Origin of the sequence: Coprococcus comes ATCC 27758, from assembly GCF_025149785.1 — a bacterium.
In the GTDB taxonomy this organism is placed as follows: domain Bacteria; phylum Bacillota; class Clostridia; order Lachnospirales; family Lachnospiraceae; genus Allocoprococcus; species Allocoprococcus comes.
The window spans coordinates 2580408-2596265 of sequence record NZ_CP102277.1; the positions used below are offsets into that span (position 1 = coordinate 2580408).

Annotated in this window: 16 protein-coding genes; 1 reads left to right on the forward strand and 15 read right to left on the reverse strand. The window is 38.8% G+C overall.

Annotation, left to right across the window (positions count from 1 at the left end):
- Positions 1–183: 183 nt before the first annotated feature.
- Genes ftsH through NQ556_RS12710 form a run of 3 tightly spaced genes read right to left on the reverse strand, consistent with a single transcriptional unit; the run spans position 184 to position 3251 of the window.
- On the reverse strand, positions 184–1998 hold the full coding sequence (gene ftsH / locus NQ556_RS12700; protein ID WP_204576073.1) for an ATP-dependent zinc metalloprotease FtsH: 1815 nt from the start codon (positions 1996–1998) through the stop codon (positions 184–186).
- A 50-nt stretch (positions 1999–2048) separates the two neighbouring features.
- On the reverse strand, positions 2049–3038 hold the full coding sequence (gene bsh, locus NQ556_RS12705) for a choloylglycine hydrolase (RefSeq protein ID WP_005360258.1): 990 nt from the start codon (positions 3036–3038) through the stop codon (positions 2049–2051).
- A 21-nt stretch (positions 3039–3059) separates the two neighbouring features.
- Entirely contained in the window at positions 3060–3251 is a 192-nt protein-coding gene (locus tag NQ556_RS12710) for a phospholipase D-like domain-containing protein (RefSeq protein ID WP_008371613.1), read from the reverse strand.
- 151 nt (positions 3252–3402) lie between these two features.
- Here NQ556_RS12710 and NQ556_RS12715 point away from each other — a divergent pair, with 151 nt between their 5' ends.
- On the forward strand, positions 3403–3741 hold the full coding sequence (locus tag NQ556_RS12715) for a hypothetical protein (protein ID WP_007887600.1): 339 nt from the start codon (positions 3403–3405) through the stop codon (positions 3739–3741).
- A 207-nt stretch (positions 3742–3948) separates the two neighbouring features.
- On the opposite strand, the gene NQ556_RS16865 is transcribed toward NQ556_RS12715, so the two are convergent.
- The 12 genes from NQ556_RS16865 to NQ556_RS12780 all read right to left on the reverse strand — a co-directional run bounded on the left by NQ556_RS16865 (position 3949) and on the right by NQ556_RS12780 (position 15752).
- Positions 3949–4278 (reverse strand): IS110 family transposase, encoded by a 330-nt coding sequence (locus NQ556_RS16865; RefSeq protein WP_005360256.1) that lies wholly within the window; start codon positions 4276–4278, stop codon positions 3949–3951.
- 1 nt (position 4279) lies between these two features.
- Positions 4280–5158, reverse strand: a complete 879-nt coding sequence (locus tag NQ556_RS12730; RefSeq protein WP_008370190.1) for a transposase — start codon at positions 5156–5158, stop codon at positions 4280–4282.
- Entirely contained in the window at positions 5115–5603 is a 489-nt protein-coding gene (locus NQ556_RS12735; RefSeq protein ID WP_204576076.1) for a hypothetical protein, read from the reverse strand. Before NQ556_RS12735 ends, NQ556_RS12730 begins: the two co-directional genes overlap by 44 nt.
- Positions 5557–5928 (reverse strand): transposase, encoded by a 372-nt coding sequence (locus NQ556_RS12740; RefSeq protein ID WP_005360252.1) that lies wholly within the window; start codon positions 5926–5928, stop codon positions 5557–5559. The genes NQ556_RS12735 and NQ556_RS12740 overlap by 47 nt, the downstream gene beginning before the upstream one ends.
- A gap of 151 nt (positions 5929–6079) precedes the next feature.
- Entirely contained in the window at positions 6080–6952 is an 873-nt protein-coding gene (locus NQ556_RS12745) for a DegV family protein (RefSeq protein ID WP_005360251.1), read from the reverse strand.
- A gap of 80 nt (positions 6953–7032) precedes the next feature.
- Positions 7033–8250 carry an AI-2E family transporter gene (locus NQ556_RS12750; RefSeq protein ID WP_243426649.1) on the reverse strand — a complete coding sequence of 406 codons (1218 nt, stop codon included), beginning with the start codon at positions 8248–8250 and terminating at the stop codon, positions 7033–7035.
- Positions 8250–10871, reverse strand: coding sequence for a cation-translocating P-type ATPase (locus tag NQ556_RS12755; RefSeq protein WP_008370185.1), 2622 nt, complete (start codon positions 10869–10871; stop codon positions 8250–8252). Before NQ556_RS12755 ends, NQ556_RS12750 begins: the two co-directional genes overlap by 1 nt.
- A 57-nt stretch (positions 10872–10928) precedes the next feature.
- On the reverse strand, positions 10929–11501 hold the full coding sequence (locus tag NQ556_RS12760; RefSeq protein WP_008370184.1) for a CDP-alcohol phosphatidyltransferase family protein: 573 nt from the start codon (positions 11499–11501) through the stop codon (positions 10929–10931).
- Positions 11491–12555 carry an FUSC family protein gene (locus NQ556_RS12765; RefSeq protein WP_006858452.1) on the reverse strand — a complete coding sequence of 355 codons (1065 nt, stop codon included), beginning with the start codon at positions 12553–12555 and terminating at the stop codon, positions 11491–11493. The genes NQ556_RS12760 and NQ556_RS12765 overlap by 11 nt, the downstream gene beginning before the upstream one ends.
- Before the next feature lie 31 nt (positions 12556–12586).
- Positions 12587–13630, reverse strand: a complete 1044-nt coding sequence (locus tag NQ556_RS12770) for a HAMP domain-containing sensor histidine kinase (protein ID WP_117861348.1) — start codon at positions 13628–13630, stop codon at positions 12587–12589.
- Positions 13630–14340: a response regulator transcription factor gene (locus tag NQ556_RS12775; RefSeq protein WP_003693048.1), complete on the reverse strand. Its 711-nt coding sequence runs from the start codon at positions 14338–14340 to the stop codon at positions 13630–13632. The genes NQ556_RS12770 and NQ556_RS12775 overlap by 1 nt, the downstream gene beginning before the upstream one ends.
- Positions 14319–15752: a phospholipase D family protein gene (locus NQ556_RS12780; protein ID WP_204576083.1), complete on the reverse strand. Its 1434-nt coding sequence runs from the start codon at positions 15750–15752 to the stop codon at positions 14319–14321. Before NQ556_RS12780 ends, NQ556_RS12775 begins: the two co-directional genes overlap by 22 nt.
- Positions 15753–15858 lie beyond the last annotated feature (106 nt).

The following is a 15858-nucleotide window of genomic DNA, read 5'->3' on the forward strand; positions in this document are numbered from 1 at the left end:
TGCATAAATCTCGTTACCATTATACTGCGTTATGAGGCAGATATGCAATCTGTCTTTTTGTCATACACAAAAAATACAGCATTTCTTAACTGAACAGTATTTTCAATGCATGAACGCATATGATATGCTGTTTTCATCATAAAAAACCTTATCTAAATGACATTGATTATCTAATTAACTACATTATTTTCTGTCTAAAATATCCATAAATTCGTCACCTGTAATTGTTTCCTTCTCATACAGGTACATAGCCAATTCGTCCAGTTTTTCCCTGTTTTCGGAAAGGATTTTTCTTGCTTTTTCATGCTCTGCTTTTACGAGCTGCACGACTTTTTCATCAATTTCCTTCTGGGTATCTGTGGAACAGGAAAGAGACGTATCGCCGCCAAGATACTGGTTGGTCACGGTTTCCATTGCCACCATGTCGAATTCATCTGTCATGCCGTAGCGGGTGATCATCGCTCTTGCAATTTTTGTTGCCTGTTCGATATCATTGGAGGCTCCTGTCGTGATCTCACCAAATACGATCTCCTCTGCCGCACGTCCGCCTGTAAATGTAACAATCTTATTCTCAAGTTCTTTTTTCGTCATCAGATATTTATCACCCTGCTCAACCTGCATAGTGTAGCCGAGTGCACCTGAGGTACGCGGGATGATCGTAATCTTCTGGACCGGTGCTGAATGACTCTGCAATGCAGCTACCAGAGCGTGTCCTATCTCATGATATGCAACAACCTTCTTCTCCTGATCTGAAAGAACCGCATTCTTCTTCTGATATCCTGCAATAACCACTTCTATACTTTCTTCGAGATCAGATTCATTTACAACGGTTCTTCCACTACGGACAGCACGTAATGCTGCTTCATTTATAATATTGGCAAGCTCCGCACCGGATGCACCGGATGCCATACGTGCAATCGTATGCAGGTCAACATCATCAGATGCTTTTATCTTCTTTGCATGAACCTTTAAAATTGCTTCACGGCCTGCAAGATCCGGCAGTTCAACCGGCACACGCCTGTCAAAACGTCCCGGACGTGTAAGTGCCGGATCTAACGACTCCGGACGGTTCGTTGCAGCAAGAATGATGACACCATTATTTCCTTCAAATCCATCCATCTCTGTAAGAAGCTGATTTAAGGTCTGCTCCCTCTCATCATTTCCGCCCATTTGTCCGTCACGCTTTTTACCAATGGCATCAATTTCATCAATAAACACGATACATGGTGCCTTTTCCTTTGCCTGTTTGAAAAGATCTCGAACCTTGGAAGCTCCCATACCGACAAACATCTCTACGAATTCTGATCCGGACATTGAGAAAAATGGTACATTTGATTCACCCGCAACTGCTTTTGCAAGCATTGTTTTACCAGTTCCCGGAGGTCCTACAAGAAGGACACCTTTTGGCATAGACGCACCTACATCGGTATACTTCTTCGGATTGTGAAGATAATCAACGATCTCTGAAAGGTTTTCTTTCGCCTCATCTTCTCCTGCAACGTCTGAAAAACGGATTCCCTCACTGGATTGCACATAAATCTTCGCATTGCTTTTTCCCATTCCAAAAGCCATCGAATTTTTTCCTCCGGCATGCTCCATCAGTTTCTTCGCCATATAATTTCCCAGTGCGATAAAAAGGATCAATGGCAAAACCCCGGTCAGCAGGAAGCTGATGATCGGTGACATCTGCTTATCGATATCTTTTGCGAATACTGCTCCACATTCATATAGCCTGTCCGTCAGGTTCGGATCGTTCATCAGACCTGTTTTATAAATATTTTTTTGATCTTTATCTGTAAAGATGATCTGATTGTCCTTAACTTCTACTTCACCGATATTCTTCTTCTCGATCATGCTCATAAAAGTTCCATAATCCGTTTCCTTTACCTGATGCTCCATAAGGATTGGTGCGACAACCAGATTAAATACAATCAGCACTATTAACACAATCCCATAATAATATGCCAGTGGTTTTTTCGGTGTTTTAACTTCTTTCATGGTCTTTCCTCCTGTTGTTCTGCGATATGCTTTCTCCGTGCATTTTCGTATTATTTATTCTGCCATCTGACTTCGCCCTTGGACAGAAGCGGATAACAGATCAGCTGATCTGAATCCAGATTTTCCGCATGCATGTCAACCGCTGTGATCTGATGATTATCATAAGTCGTATAATAATAAATACCTTTTGCTGTATTACAACAGGACGTGTATATCGTGATCTCATATTTGCCTTCTGTCACCTCACAACATCCACGCTGCTGATCTACAGATCCTAAGATATGGAAGAACTGGCTTACACTCTCACCCTCTTCTTCACCGGAGATCGAATTTAATTTTGTAAAGGCAACTTTCACAAATCTTGACTGGCTGGAAAGATCTCCAGGTATTCCCATTCCACCCATTCCTCTGCTATATGCATCAAGCTGTAATACTCCTGCAAAAGTACTCTCCGGCTGTTTTCTGGATACTCCGGCATAATTATTCAGTGCAAACATCTGACCCAGGAATGGTGGATTATTGGTAAGCACTCCTACCGGATTATCATATACATGCAGCCCATCCTTCATAGACTCAACAACGATACAGGCGTCTTTGTCTGCAATGATCCAGTGAAGCTGTGCTGTCGGCAGCTGTTCACTGAATGCTGTGCCTGTCAGTCTCATTGCTGCCAGCTTCTCTCTCGCCTCTGCTACAGTAGCACACTGTGTAAGGATCCATGGGATGAACTCGAACTGTGCCACCTGGCTGACTTCTGTTTCATCTTCCGGCAAAGCCTCTTCATATGCCGCATTGCCGACAAAATTAAGACCTGCCATTCCAAGGCCTTTTTCATTAACAGCATCATAATAAAGCGGATAACCTCCTGCAACAAATGCCATTCCGATCAAAGCATAATGGCTTTTTATCTTCCCGGCAAACCGGAAATCAAATTCGTAATTTCTTGGCGTTATCGTGATCTGTTCCCCATAGGAAAATTCATAATCAAGCGTTCTGCCCATATAAAAATCTTTTGTTTTGTAAGTTGCTGCTGTACACATATCGAACACCTCTTCTTTCTGCTATAATAATCCTGCAAACAATCGCATAAACAACTGTTCGAGCCGTAAATATGCACTCCGTCCTGTGCGGTACTTTTCGGTCACTTCCCTGCATTCATTCATGGTTGCTCCCAGATCATCTCTTATATCCAAAACTGTCTGACTATCCGCCATAAAACAACCATTTTCAAAGTGGTGATAAAGCAATGCCATTCAGTTAAGCATCATTTTAGTGGTTTTCTGTCATAGAAAGCCACTGTTTTTATACCTAAAAACTTTAAAAATATTACAAAAAACAGTTGACAAGTAAGCCAATATATGTTGCGCAAGCCTTGATTATAAACATATTTCAAGGAGGCTCATTATGGCTGATTTTTTCTTATCTAATTTAAAATCCACACTCGACAACTGCATCACAGAACTCGATGAAATTCACTCCATGTTCTGCCGTAATCCGGAAAGTGATTTTACCAGGAACCGCAAACTTTCTTTCCGCGAGTATATTCAGTTTATGCTCCAGATGCAGAGTAAATCCGTTTCAAATGCAGTAAACATATGCAGGGCATATCTCAAACACGATGGTAACGAAACAGAGTCCATGCTTCTCATACAAAAGTATCTGACACCTGTCAAGTACAATCGAAAATATCCTATCCACCTCCGTCCAAAGAGAAATAGGGATTTCATGTATCGGGTTGCATAAATCTCGTTACCATTATACTGCATTATAAGGCAGATAAGCAATCTGTCTTTTTGTCATAAAAAACCTTATCTAAATGACATTGAATGATTTATTTTCTATCTAAAATTTTATTAAAGCGACTAAAGACTCCATAGTTTGTGTGTTTGACTTACTGTTTATATCTATCTTCTCCTAAATATTTTTCTAGTCATTGCAATATAAAATTGCTTATACAGTCTCTCCCTTAAGCGTCCTGGTATTCTGGATAATATACAGAGCGACCGATATGACCATCATTATAGCGCACAAACCAATCAACAGATCTGATACCATCGGTGTAATTTGGAACCATATAATATCCCTATTTGGTATGTAACTTGCTTTTACTAATCCATGGCGTACCAGATCGGCAATCCACTCTGCATCTTTTACATCCGTCTTACGTCCGGGAACTCCTTTGATATGCTGCGCATTCACAACCATGATCGGTATCTGTTCTTCTTCAAATATATTATATACAGGTTTCCAATAAGAGCCCGTACTTTCCATGGCAGCCATCTCACAATCTGTTTCTTTCAGCCACGAAACTAATTGGAGATCTTGCAGGCCTCCTGGATTCTATCGACCAGCTTTTTGGAAAATATAATGCTTTTTTATAATCTAATAGCTTTTGAAAATCTAATGCTGCTATTTTAAATCCGAAGAATAACCGGGTACGTTTTTTGCCATGCACAGGTATCTTGTCCACATGATATCTTCGACGAAGAAGAGAGGGAATTGCTTCTACTCCATTTCTAAATTTTGCATATTCAGAAAATTCTTCCGTCTGCATGTACTGTAATTGTTTTGCACGACCAACGGATTTCCAAGATACTTCCTTTCGGACTCGTGTTTTTAGAAAACGCGACTGACACCGTTCTTTGTAAGGACATCCTTCGCAGTCACTTATCCGAAAATACGCAACGGAACGCTCATTGCCTGGATCATAGATACAGTCTTCAGGTACACGATTATTCTTACATTTGATGAGATATTTTCCATCATCAGTAAAAACAAAATCAGCATATATTTCATCTGGTTTGCGTCCTGTGAAATTGGTTGTAACAAGTTTTAGATTATGTTCAGATGCTAAACGTGAGTTCTCTTCTCCGCTGTATGCCCCATCGGCAACAATAAAAGAACCATCAGAAAAATCTTTTTTCTCATTAAGATAATCTTTCATAAACTGATTATCTGCGTAAGTATTTTGCTGGTAATCGTAGACAATGACCAGACTGCTTTTTTCTCCGACAGCTTCAACTACGTTTCCAACGTATCCAAGATGTCTGCCACCTGCTTTATAGCGGAAAGTGGCTTCTGGATCAGAAGGATTAAGCAATACTTCTGAAGGATTTTCAACTTCCTCTTTTTTGTCGAAGCCGCCTTGAGCCACCATCATCAATGATTGTGCGTTCCTTTAATAGGCGAATAAGAAGCTGATATTCACTTGTATCATCAAAATCACCGGTTGAATCACAAATCTTTATCAAGATATCTGCATCTTTCATCACAACAACGTTTCTCTCAGTTGCATCCATATCCCGCTTGTGATAAATGCATTTATTATAATCATCTTTTTTAATATAATGATATTGTTCATCCGGAATTTTTGTTCCACGCTCATCCATTATTTTGCAAAGATTAGCAACACAAGTATAAAACAATTCAAGCAATGAGAGGTTTCTGATATTTGCAGCAACCATTAAACTGTCCATACGTTGTTTATCCAGAGTGATATCCATAAAATCAGATATTTCTTTTGCCATTTTTACAACACATTCATGAATACAATCAACATCATGCTCTGTTTCCTCTTGCTCTAAACCTGCTGAGGGTTCTGTCACTAATTGGCTGCTCTTCAAAACTGGTTGTGTGCAGTGCATACTGATAGCGGATATCAAATGCCATAGCTTCAACGATCTCATCGTCAGTAACATTAAGAGCTTCTTTAAGAATCAGTGCCCCAACAATCACATTGACCGGAGTATTAGGTCTGGATGCTTTTTTACTGTAAAGAACAGAAAAAATATTTTCATCAATAGCAGGAAAAACTTTGTCTGCAAAAGTATTTGCCCATGATTTTTCTAACATTCGTTTTTCGCGTTCTGTAAGATTAAAAGTACTGTCTAAAACAGTAAGCTGTTGATTATCATTTTTAACAAAAGACATATAGATCACCTCATAAAATGCTACCTACATTTTACCAAAGAATCCAATGTTTTTACATATCGTGTTAAGTTTTCAAGGTACAAATTTATATCAAAGGCTATAAACCTTTTGACACCCTAATCTTTTATTTTATCTTCTCCGGAGCAGTTTTTTACACTGGCTTACAGGTGCATCCGATTCCCAGTCCATCCGGACCGATATGACAGGACAAACCGAAGGAAAGTTTATCACACATGACTTCCATTCCCGGGAAACTTTCTTTAATCTGGTTTACCCATTCTTCTGTCACTTCATCGGTACTGCTGGACGCCGCCATCAGGTACACTTTACCCGCAGCATATTCTTCTCGGAAATTCGTTTCCAGCTCATGCTTCATTGCATCGATCATAACTTTACGTGATTTCTTCATACCACGGCATTTCTGGTAGATATCAAGCTTTCCTGTGCTGAAATGCATAACAGGTTTGATATTCAGGACATCTGCTGCCAAAGCTGTCACAGAGCTGACTCTTCCTCCTTTTTTGAGATATTTCAGTGTGCTGAGCCCGATATAAATTGTCATTTTTTCTCTGGTTTCTTCAAGAATTTTCTTGATTTCGACTACACTGTATCCTTCTTCTGCCATTTCTACTGCATCAAGAACAGAACGATGCATCGGGGTTGCCACACGACCGTTATCTACGACAAACACCTTACCGGCAAATTCATCTTCATTTGCCATGGCTTCTGCTGTCATACAGGACCCACTTAAAGCACTACTAAGAGGAATATAAACAATCTCCTCATATTCTTTCAGCATCTCTTTCCACATATCCATAACTTCTGTTGGTGACGGCTGAGATGTAGATACATCTACGCCCTTTCGAAGCATATCATAAAATTCATCTCTGGAAAGATCTACTCCTTCACGATACACTTTCTCTCCGATATAAAAGGGCATCGGTAGTACCTTAATTCCGAGTCTCTGCGCTTCTTCGCTCAAAATTCCACTGTGGCTGTCTGTCATGATTCCTATTTTCTTCATAATATCTTCTTCCTTTGTAATCTATTTTTATAACGTCTTAATAATCGGCATTACACTTCATTTATATTTGAATCATATCATTATTTTTCATTCGGCACGATAAAGGATGACGCAATTTCCTCCTCCGCATACTCTTCCACATCCGTTCTCGTTACTCGTTTTATATGTTGTTTTTTTAGGCGCAGATATACGAACTCCCGGAATATAGTATAAAATACCGATACAAGTGGAATGAAAATCAGCATACCTATAATTCCCATAAGATTTCCGCCGATTGTAACTGCCGCCAGTACCCAAATTGATGGAAGTCCTACTGATCCGCCAACCACATGAGGATAGATCAGATTACCTTCTATCTGCTGCAAAAGCAGAAAAACTATAATAAATAAAACTGCCTGTTTTGGATTTACCATAAAGATCAGAAAACTTCCCACGGCACAGCCAATAAAGGCTCCAAAGATAGGAACCAATGCGGTAAACGCGATCAAAATTCCAATTAAAAGTGCATATGGCATTTTTAAAATACTTAGCGTGATAACAAACATCATTCCGAGAATTACTGCTTCCAGACACTGCCCTGCAAGAAAATTTGCAAATGTCCGATATGTCAGCGAACATATGTTAAGAATTGCATCTGCTTTTTGTTTTGGAATAAAAGCGAAAATCACTTTTCTTACCTGTAAATGTAATTTTTCCTTCTGAAAAAGAATATAGCATGCAAAGGAAAACGAAATAAAAAAGGTCGCTAATCCACTGGCAATGGAACCTACTGCTGACATCGTCGTATTCATCATATTTCCGGCTCCGTTTCCAAGAAGACTTATTCCCCATTTAATTGCCTGATCAGGCTGAAACTGCAGCTGATCTACCAATTTCATAATATCCTGATTATCATGTGAAAATTCCCGAATCCAGTTTTGCATCTGTGGAATAAAATCTGAAATACTCGTCATCAGATTTCCCATGGTCTGTGTAAGCTGTGGAATCACACCAAACATTACCAATACCATTACACCTGCTGCCAATATAATTGTAAGAAGCAGGCTTATCGGTCTCGCAGCTTTTTTTCCTATTTTATTATTTTCTTTTATCTTTCCGAGCATTTTCTTTTCTAGGAAACTCATTGGTACATTAATCACAAAGGCAATTGCACCACCAAGCGCAAAAGGAAACACAATTTTCCATATTGACTTCAGCACTTCAATCACCACATCGAATTTCCACAAAGCAACTACAAGAAATGCCGTAAACACAATCAGTTCTCGAATTTTTTTCATAGAACATCTACTTAAATCCACTATCTTTCCCCTCTTTTTCTTAGTTTCATACGTATACACTTAAGTAATTGAATAATCAGAAGGCTTGCAAAAGCATATAAATATACACATCCAAGCTGCATCAGATTCAAAGTTTCCACTTTAAATAAGTTATGGAAACCAGGAACCGTCAGTACTGTTGTAATGAGTACTGCACCTAACACAAATGCTCCCTGAAGCCACTTGTTATGAAAGAGACCTTTTGTAAAAATGACCGGATGATCTGATTTGCAATTATATCCATGAAACAAACGTGCCAGACAAAGAGTTCCAAAAGCATACGTGCTTCCAAGCAATGTACCATTCTGGTTGTATCCTGTCAAAAAACTGATCATTGTCATTGCTCCAATTACCAAACCTTCCAGACCGATTTTGCTAAGAAAATCTTTTGTCAATATCGACTCATCTGCCAATCTCGGTTTTTCACTCATCACTTCACTTCTATCCGGCTCTAAGCCTAACGCAATTGCCGGAAGACTATCCGTCAAAAGATTAATAAAGAGTAAATGTACTGGTGCAAATGGCACCGGAAGTCCTGCAACCGATGAACAAAGAACGGTTAAAATTGCTCCGAAATTTCCTGACAAAAGAAACTGTATCGCATACTTGATATTCTGATATAAGTTTCGTCCATTTTCCACTGCTTTTACGATTGTTGCAAAGTTATCATCTGTAAGTACCATCGCTGCTGCATCTTTCGCAACTTCCGTTCCGGTCATTCCCATTGCAACACCAATATCTGCCTGCTTTAATGCCGGTGCATCATTGACACCGTCTCCTGTCATTGCCACAATCATTCCTCTTTCCTGCCATGCCCGAACAATGCGGATTTTATGTTCCGGTGACACTCTTGCATACACAGAAATATTTGGGACAAATTCTTTGAGTTCCTCGTCACTCATATTTTCTATATCTGCCCCTTCACAGGCTTCCGATAAATCATGTAATATTCCAACTCTCTTTGCAATTGCTGCTGCTGTAATTTTATGATCTCCGGTGATCATAACCGGTCGAATTCCCGCTTTTATACATTCCGCTACCGCAGCTTTTGATTCTTCTCTCGGAGGATCCATCATCGCAATCAAACCAAGAAATACTAAGTGATCCTCATCTTGTGTCGTTAATGTGTGATTCTCAGGAATTTCACGATAGGTAAAAGCCAGTACTCTTAAACCTTCCATCGAAAATTCCTGATTTTGACGTTGTATTTTTTCTTTATCTTCCTCAGTAATTTTTCGAATTCCCTCTTTCGTCCAGATTTGCTCTGTACGTTCCAGGAGCTTGTCGACTGCACCTTTTACAATCATTCGATTTTTACCATCTATCAGGTGAAGTGTTGACATCATCTTTCGATCACTGTCAAATGGCAGTTCTCCATTTCTTGGATAAAGCTTTCTTACGCTTGCCGCCTCTATCCCATATCGACTTCCAAGATTAATCAATGCTGTTTCTGTTGGATCTCCAATTTCTACTCCATTTTCATTTGTCGAATCATTACATAGAATACTGTAATTTAAAAGACATTTTTGTGCCTGATCTGATATATCAATTGCCTCTGCTGAAATTCTTTTTCCATCTATATAATAATCTTCAACCGTCATTTTATTCTGTGTGAGCGTTCCTGTCTTATCCGAACAAATAATAGAAACACTTCCAAGTCCTTCTACCGCCTGTAGTTTACGAATGATTGCATGCTCTTTTGCCATCTTCTGTGTTCCGAAAGAAAGTACAATTGTCACGATAGAACTTAGCGCTTCAGGAATTGCTGCTACTGCAAGTGCTACTGCAAACATAAATGCACTGCTGATCTTTTCACCGCGGAACACATTTATTGCAAATAAGAGTCCGCAAAATACCAGAATCATAATAGAAAGCTTCTTTCCAAAGACTTCCAAACTCACCTGAAGTGGTGTCTGTTTTTCCGAAGTTGACTTCAAAAGTCCTGCAATCTTTCCGACTTCTGTCTGCATTCCTATATCCGTTACAACAGCTTTTCCACGCCCATACGTTACAAAACTACCGGAAAATAACATATTTGTCCGATCACCAAGTGGCGCTTCCGTCAATATTGTATCCATGTTTTTCTCAACTGCAAGACTTTCTCCTGTAAGAGCACTCTCATCAATCTTAAGACTTGCATTTTCAATCAGTCTTCCATCAGCCGGAATCATATCTCCTGCTTCAAGCAGTATCACATCTCCAACAACCAGTTCTCTTGCCGGAATTTGAACGACTGTACCATCACGCAATACTTTTGCCTCCGGGCCAGAAAGATTCTTTAAACTCTGCAGAGATTGTTCTGCTTTTACCGTCTGTATTGTTCCCAAGATTGCATTGATCGTAATAACCGTCACGATAACTGCCGCACTTTCCACATCTCCAAGCATACCAGATATGATTGCTGATGCAATTAGAATCAGTACAAGAAAATCCTTATACTGTTCAAAGAAAATCTGCAGGATACCTTTCTTCTTTCCTTCTGTAAGTTCATTCCACCCACACTTTTCTCTGGATCTTTTCACCTGTTCACTCGTAAGCCCAGATTTCTTGCCATTCACCCTTTCAAGAACCTCTTCTACCGTCTGCTGATAAATTTCCTTCATCACTTCCGCCTCCTCGTTCTCCTAAATATTTTTCTAGTCATTGCAATATAAAATTGCTTATACAGTCTCTCCCCTAAGTGTTCTGGTATTCTTGATAATGTACAAAACAACTGATACAACCATCATTATAGCGCACAAACCAATTAACAGATCTGATACCATCGGTGTAATGTGGAACCATATAATATGCACCGCTGCAGTTCCATATAATAAAAAGGTTACTATTTTTCCATGCCAGTCTGCACCATGCACTTTTCCTGTTTTTCGTATCACAAGGCATCCACTAACCGCCATATAAAGTTCCTTAACTGCCATTATAACGATCAACGGGAGCATATGTGGAAAGCGAGTAAACAAGCAAATCAACATTGCTGCCTGTGTCAGCTTATCGGCAACCGGATCGAGAATCTTTCCTAGATTGCTAATCATATGAAATCTTCTTGCAATATATCCATCAGCGAGATCCGTAAGACCGGATAGCAATAAGATTTCTCCTGCTAACAAAGGATTTTCCTTTACACAATAACTCCATATAATTACTGGAATCAGACAAAACCGAAAAAAAGAAAGCAAATTAGGTACTGTAATAATTCTATTCAAATTTTCTTCCTGATTCACTTCACTCTGCATGTACAGTCACATCACTTTCCTTTTTTTTAGACATAAACCAATAAAATATAACACAAAATGCTAAAGCAAACACAACACCAAAAACATTTTGAATCACTCTAAGACTAACCGCTCCTTGTAGTCCATAAGTCTCTGCAGCAATGGCTAAAGCACCAAATGTGTTAAATACTGCCTGCCAGCCATATTGTGCTGAAAATCCTACACCGATTCCACCAAGAATTCCTATATATGCATAGATTGACGAAGGAAGCAGAAAATATAATACTGTAAAACATATAACACCTGCAATATTTCCGACAATCCTTTTACGGACTCTGTAGTGCATATCTTCCATAAACGGCAAAATCGCGGACATGGCCGCAATACCAGCCCACATTGCACGTGGCATATTACAAAGTTCTGCAATGCAAAGGACAATCGGTACGCATAAAATCTGACATATCTGCCATTTTGTTCTGGAAGAAGTGATATCAAATTCTTGTATCAGATCTTTCAGATTTCTTTTATAAGTTCTGTTTTTATGATTTCGATAAAATACGAAGCAGGTAAGTGCTGCACCTAAAGCCATTCCGACTAATCGCATCTGATAGCTTTTTCCCGTAACATCATAACCATATAGCAGCAGATACCCAAGAACCAATGTAGATTGATTAAACATGAATGGATTATGGCATCCGAACAGAATCAACACAGCCAGTGCCGCAATATTTAACAGCATTCCCAATACCGGTGAAAACTGATTTGCTAAATGCGGACATACAGTCATAATTACAAAGAACAAAGCCAAAAGCATCGTAGATTGTCCGGTGTGGATCCCCAGATCCGCATTTCTAAACACCATGAGACATAATAAGACCACTACACCTACAATGCTGTTCTCATTTCCAAATAAGATACTGAAAATAGTAACAAATAAAAAACAAAATGCCATTGTAACAGCTATCTTTACCAAATATACCAGTATATGATATGATTTTTCTTTCACTGTTTCACTCTTTTTCAACAGATTTTTAGAACCTGCCTGATTTAACTGCAATTCCTGATAAAATGTCATGTAATTCCTCCTCTATCTGTTTTTCTTAAACTTATATGGCCTCATCTTTCTGTATTGGAAGCTCTACAACAAATCTGCATCCACCATATTCACGGTTTTCTGCTTTGATTGTTCCTCCGGCACTATCTACAATCCGTTTTACAAGTGCAAGACCTAGGCCATTTCCTTCTGCTTTATGAGATCCATCTACCTGATAGAACTTGTCAAATATTCTGGATTTTACATCATCCTCTATTCCTGGTCCTTCATCTTCCAGAATGAACTTAACAGAATCCTGTTCTTGTTTCAGAAACATCGTAATTGTCCCCTTTGAAGGGCTGAATTTAATCGCATTATCCAAAAGATTTATCCAGATATGCATAAAAAGTCCTTCATTCCCAGTATATTTAACTTCCTCCAATTCTACCTGAAAACCAATTTCTTTTTCTGTCCATTTTGTTTCCAATGAAAGAAATGCCTGGCGGATCTGTTCATCCAGACGATATTCTGTTTTTTTCATTGGTATATTCTGATTCTCTAACTTGGATAACAGCAAAATATTACCAACCAATCCGGAAAGTCTTTGGGTGTTAAATAAGATTTTTTCTACATATTCCTCTTGATCCGAAGACAGTTCTTCTCCCTGAAGCAGCATTGTATATCCTTCAATGGCATTAATCGGGGTCTTAAACTCATGAGAAACATTAGATACAAAATCCATCTGCAGCACCTCTGTTGCACGAAGTTCTTTTGTCATAACGTTAAAACTTTGATAAGATTCTCCAACTTCTGCTATACGGCTGTTCGTTTCCAAATGCTGTTCAAAATCTCCCTGAGAAACTTCCTTCATTGCTTTACTAAGTCTGGTAATTGGTTCCAGTAACTTTGCATTGATAAAGGAAGTGATCAGCCCTGCAATCAATGTATTGAAAATCAAAAGCCAGCCAAGCACAGGTATGCTGCCCGGCAGATTAAAAAAATGATTCAAAAAAGCAAATAATAAAGCAGATATGACTGTTGAAAATACAAGTGCCAGCCAGATTGCACCAGTCAGACAGGATCGGATCCGCAATCCTTTTTCTTTCTTTTGTTCCATTATTTTTTCACCACCTTGTATCCAATTCCACGCATTGTTACGATTTCAAAATCAGGGTTATCTTTAAAACGCTCTCTGATTCTTCCTATATGTACCTCTATCGTATGTGGGTCTGCCTCCGTCTCGTATCCCCATACTTCATCCATCAACTGTTGTTTTGTAAATGTTCTGCCTGGCGAAGCTGCAAGCTTATATAAAAGCAGGAATTCTTTTTTAGGCAAAACAAGACTTTCCTTATCAGTTGTAACCGTCATTGCATCATAATCAAACTCTGTTGAACCGATCACAATTTTGTGTTCATTCAGTATCTGTGCACGGCGAAGCAGTGCTCCGACTCTTAAAACCATTTCATTCACATTTACCGGTTTTACCATATAATCGTCACTTCCCGAAAGAAATCCCTGGCGCATATCATCAAAGGAACCTTTCGCAGTGATCATAAGCACTGGTATCTGATATCCTGCTGAACGAAGTTCTGACACCAGTTCATAGCCATCCATAACCGGCATCATAATATCAGAAATGATCAGATCAATATATTCCTTATCCAATACTTCTAATGCCTGTGCTCCATCCGATGCACTTTTGACTTGATATCCATTCTTCTCAAGCACTTTTTGGAATAGCTGGCTTAATTCTTTATCATCTTCTACAATCAATATTTGAAACACGTTTTCCTTCCTCCTTATTAAAACAGATACCTTGCCCATCCAAGCAGATGCTGTACCAAAAATATTTTTCTCTGACGTTTCTTTGTTAATTCGATTGGCTCTACATGATATGGATCACGATAGGTTCCATCTTCCAATATCTGGCGGGACACTCTTTCATATTCCATCATGCCCTCTTCCAACTGTTTATTAATATCTTTACTGCGAATTACAAGCATCAGTTCCGTATCCAGATACGTGCTTCTCATATCCATGTTAAAGGAACCGATTACGGATAGATCATCATCAATCAGGATGCTTTTTCCGTGGTAAGAATAGCCGCCTTCATACTCCCAGATATCAATTCCTGTATTTAAAATTCTGTTTCTGTTTCTCGCATAATCAGCAGAACCAAACGGATTTCCATTGTTGGCAACCGAATTGGTCATGATAGAAAAATCCGGAACTCTCTCCGCAATCTCTTTCCATGTATTATACATCATATCATTGCAGATAATATATGGTGTATGAATTTTCACGCGCTCTTTTGCATTTTTCATTAGTTCTCCCAGTTGATACCACACTACTGGTTCTTTGGAACCTGTGTGGATAGGATTTGACACTAATGCAATCTTTTCTGTCTCAAAAGTTTCGTCCGTATAATCGGTATCGCAGATTCTTTCCTTATTCTCTTCAAAATATTTCTGATAGCCGTTCTGCAGCTCTAAAACTGCGTTCTTTACAGATTTTCTATTTGCCAGTTTTTTATTGTTATGAAAATAACCACTGTCTTCCTGATCCCATATAGTTTCAAAATAATCTGACAACTGGTTAACTGAATTTTCTTTCTCAGGTTCATTGCAAACAACCAACACGTCTCTGTCATAGTTCTTATGTCCCGGAAAATCCCCCAGGAAATAATTATATGTATTTCTTCCGCCAAGAATATATGTCTTACCATCTGCAATCAAATATTTATCATGCATTCTACCCATCATTTTCCATGGTTTCAACGGGTTGGCTTTATTATACAGTTTAATTTCAACATTCTCATGGGAAGATAATCCATAGAAATACGGATTCCCTTCCATATCAATCCAGCTCTCCATTCCATCTACTAACAGACGAATATGCACACCTCTGTCTGCCGCATCATGCAGTGCTCCTAAGATTAATTTTCCACTTTCATCGGATTTAAATGCAAAAGTAGAAAGAATAATTTCCTCTTTTGCATTCTGGATCAAACGCACTCTTTGTAAAAGCGCTTCTGGATTCTTTTCTATGATCACTGCACGTTCCGTATTTTCACTGCATTCGTTCCACGAACCATTTTTTGTTTCTTTTTTGGTTGTATTGGACACTTCCGGCTGCTTTTTATATGCAATGCAGATTCCGAGCAATTCATAAAAAGCCACACATAAAAAAATTGCCAGTATAACAAGAAGGATTTTACATATTTTATGCTTTTTCATTGTACATCACCTGATTCCTTTTTATTTCATACTTATACAATACAAAGTCAATCTCAATTTAACCTCAACAAAATTTATTTTTCATAAAAAATATGACCGGCTTCTT

What these genes read in the sequence shown, in the direction of transcription:
- ftsH (WP_204576073.1), bottom strand. Translation starts at nt 1,998, where the DNA reads ATGAAAGAAGTTAAAACACCGAAAAAACCACTGGCATATTATTATGGG.
- bsh (WP_005360258.1), bottom strand. Translation starts at nt 3,038, where the DNA reads ATGTGTACAGCAGCAACTTACAAAACAAAAGATTTTTATATGGGCAGA.
- NQ556_RS12710 (WP_008371613.1), bottom strand. Translation starts at nt 3,251, where the DNA reads ATGGCATTGCTTTATCACCACTTTGAAAATGGTTGTTTTATGGCGGAT.
- NQ556_RS12715 (WP_007887600.1), top strand. Translation starts at nt 3,403, where the DNA reads ATGGCTGATTTTTTCTTATCTAATTTAAAATCCACACTCGACAACTGC.
- NQ556_RS16865 (WP_005360256.1), bottom strand. Translation starts at nt 4,278, where the DNA reads ATGGCTGCCATGGAAAGTACGGGCTCTTATTGGAAACCTGTATATAAT.
- NQ556_RS12730 (WP_008370190.1), bottom strand. Translation starts at nt 5,158, where the DNA reads ATGATGGTGGCTCAAGGCGGCTTCGACAAAAAAGAGGAAGTTGAAAAT.
- NQ556_RS12740 (WP_005360252.1), bottom strand. Translation starts at nt 5,928, where the DNA reads ATGTCTTTTGTTAAAAATGATAATCAACAGCTTACTGTTTTAGACAGT.
- NQ556_RS12745 (WP_005360251.1), bottom strand. Translation starts at nt 6,952, where the DNA reads ATGAAGAAAATAGGAATCATGACAGACAGCCACAGTGGAATTTTGAGC.
- NQ556_RS12755 (WP_008370185.1), bottom strand. Translation starts at nt 10,871, where the DNA reads ATGAAGGAAATTTATCAGCAGACGGTAGAAGAGGTTCTTGAAAGGGTG.
- NQ556_RS12760 (WP_008370184.1), bottom strand. Translation starts at nt 11,501, where the DNA reads ATGCAGAGTGAAGTGAATCAGGAAGAAAATTTGAATAGAATTATTACA.
- NQ556_RS12765 (WP_006858452.1), bottom strand. Translation starts at nt 12,555, where the DNA reads ATGACATTTTATCAGGAATTGCAGTTAAATCAGGCAGGTTCTAAAAAT.
- NQ556_RS12770 (WP_117861348.1), bottom strand. Translation starts at nt 13,630, where the DNA reads ATGGAACAAAAGAAAGAAAAAGGATTGCGGATCCGATCCTGTCTGACT.
- NQ556_RS12775 (WP_003693048.1), bottom strand. Translation starts at nt 14,340, where the DNA reads ATGGGCAAGGTATCTGTTTTAATAAGGAGGAAGGAAAACGTGTTTCAA.
- NQ556_RS12780 (WP_204576083.1), bottom strand. Translation starts at nt 15,752, where the DNA reads ATGAAAAAGCATAAAATATGTAAAATCCTTCTTGTTATACTGGCAATT.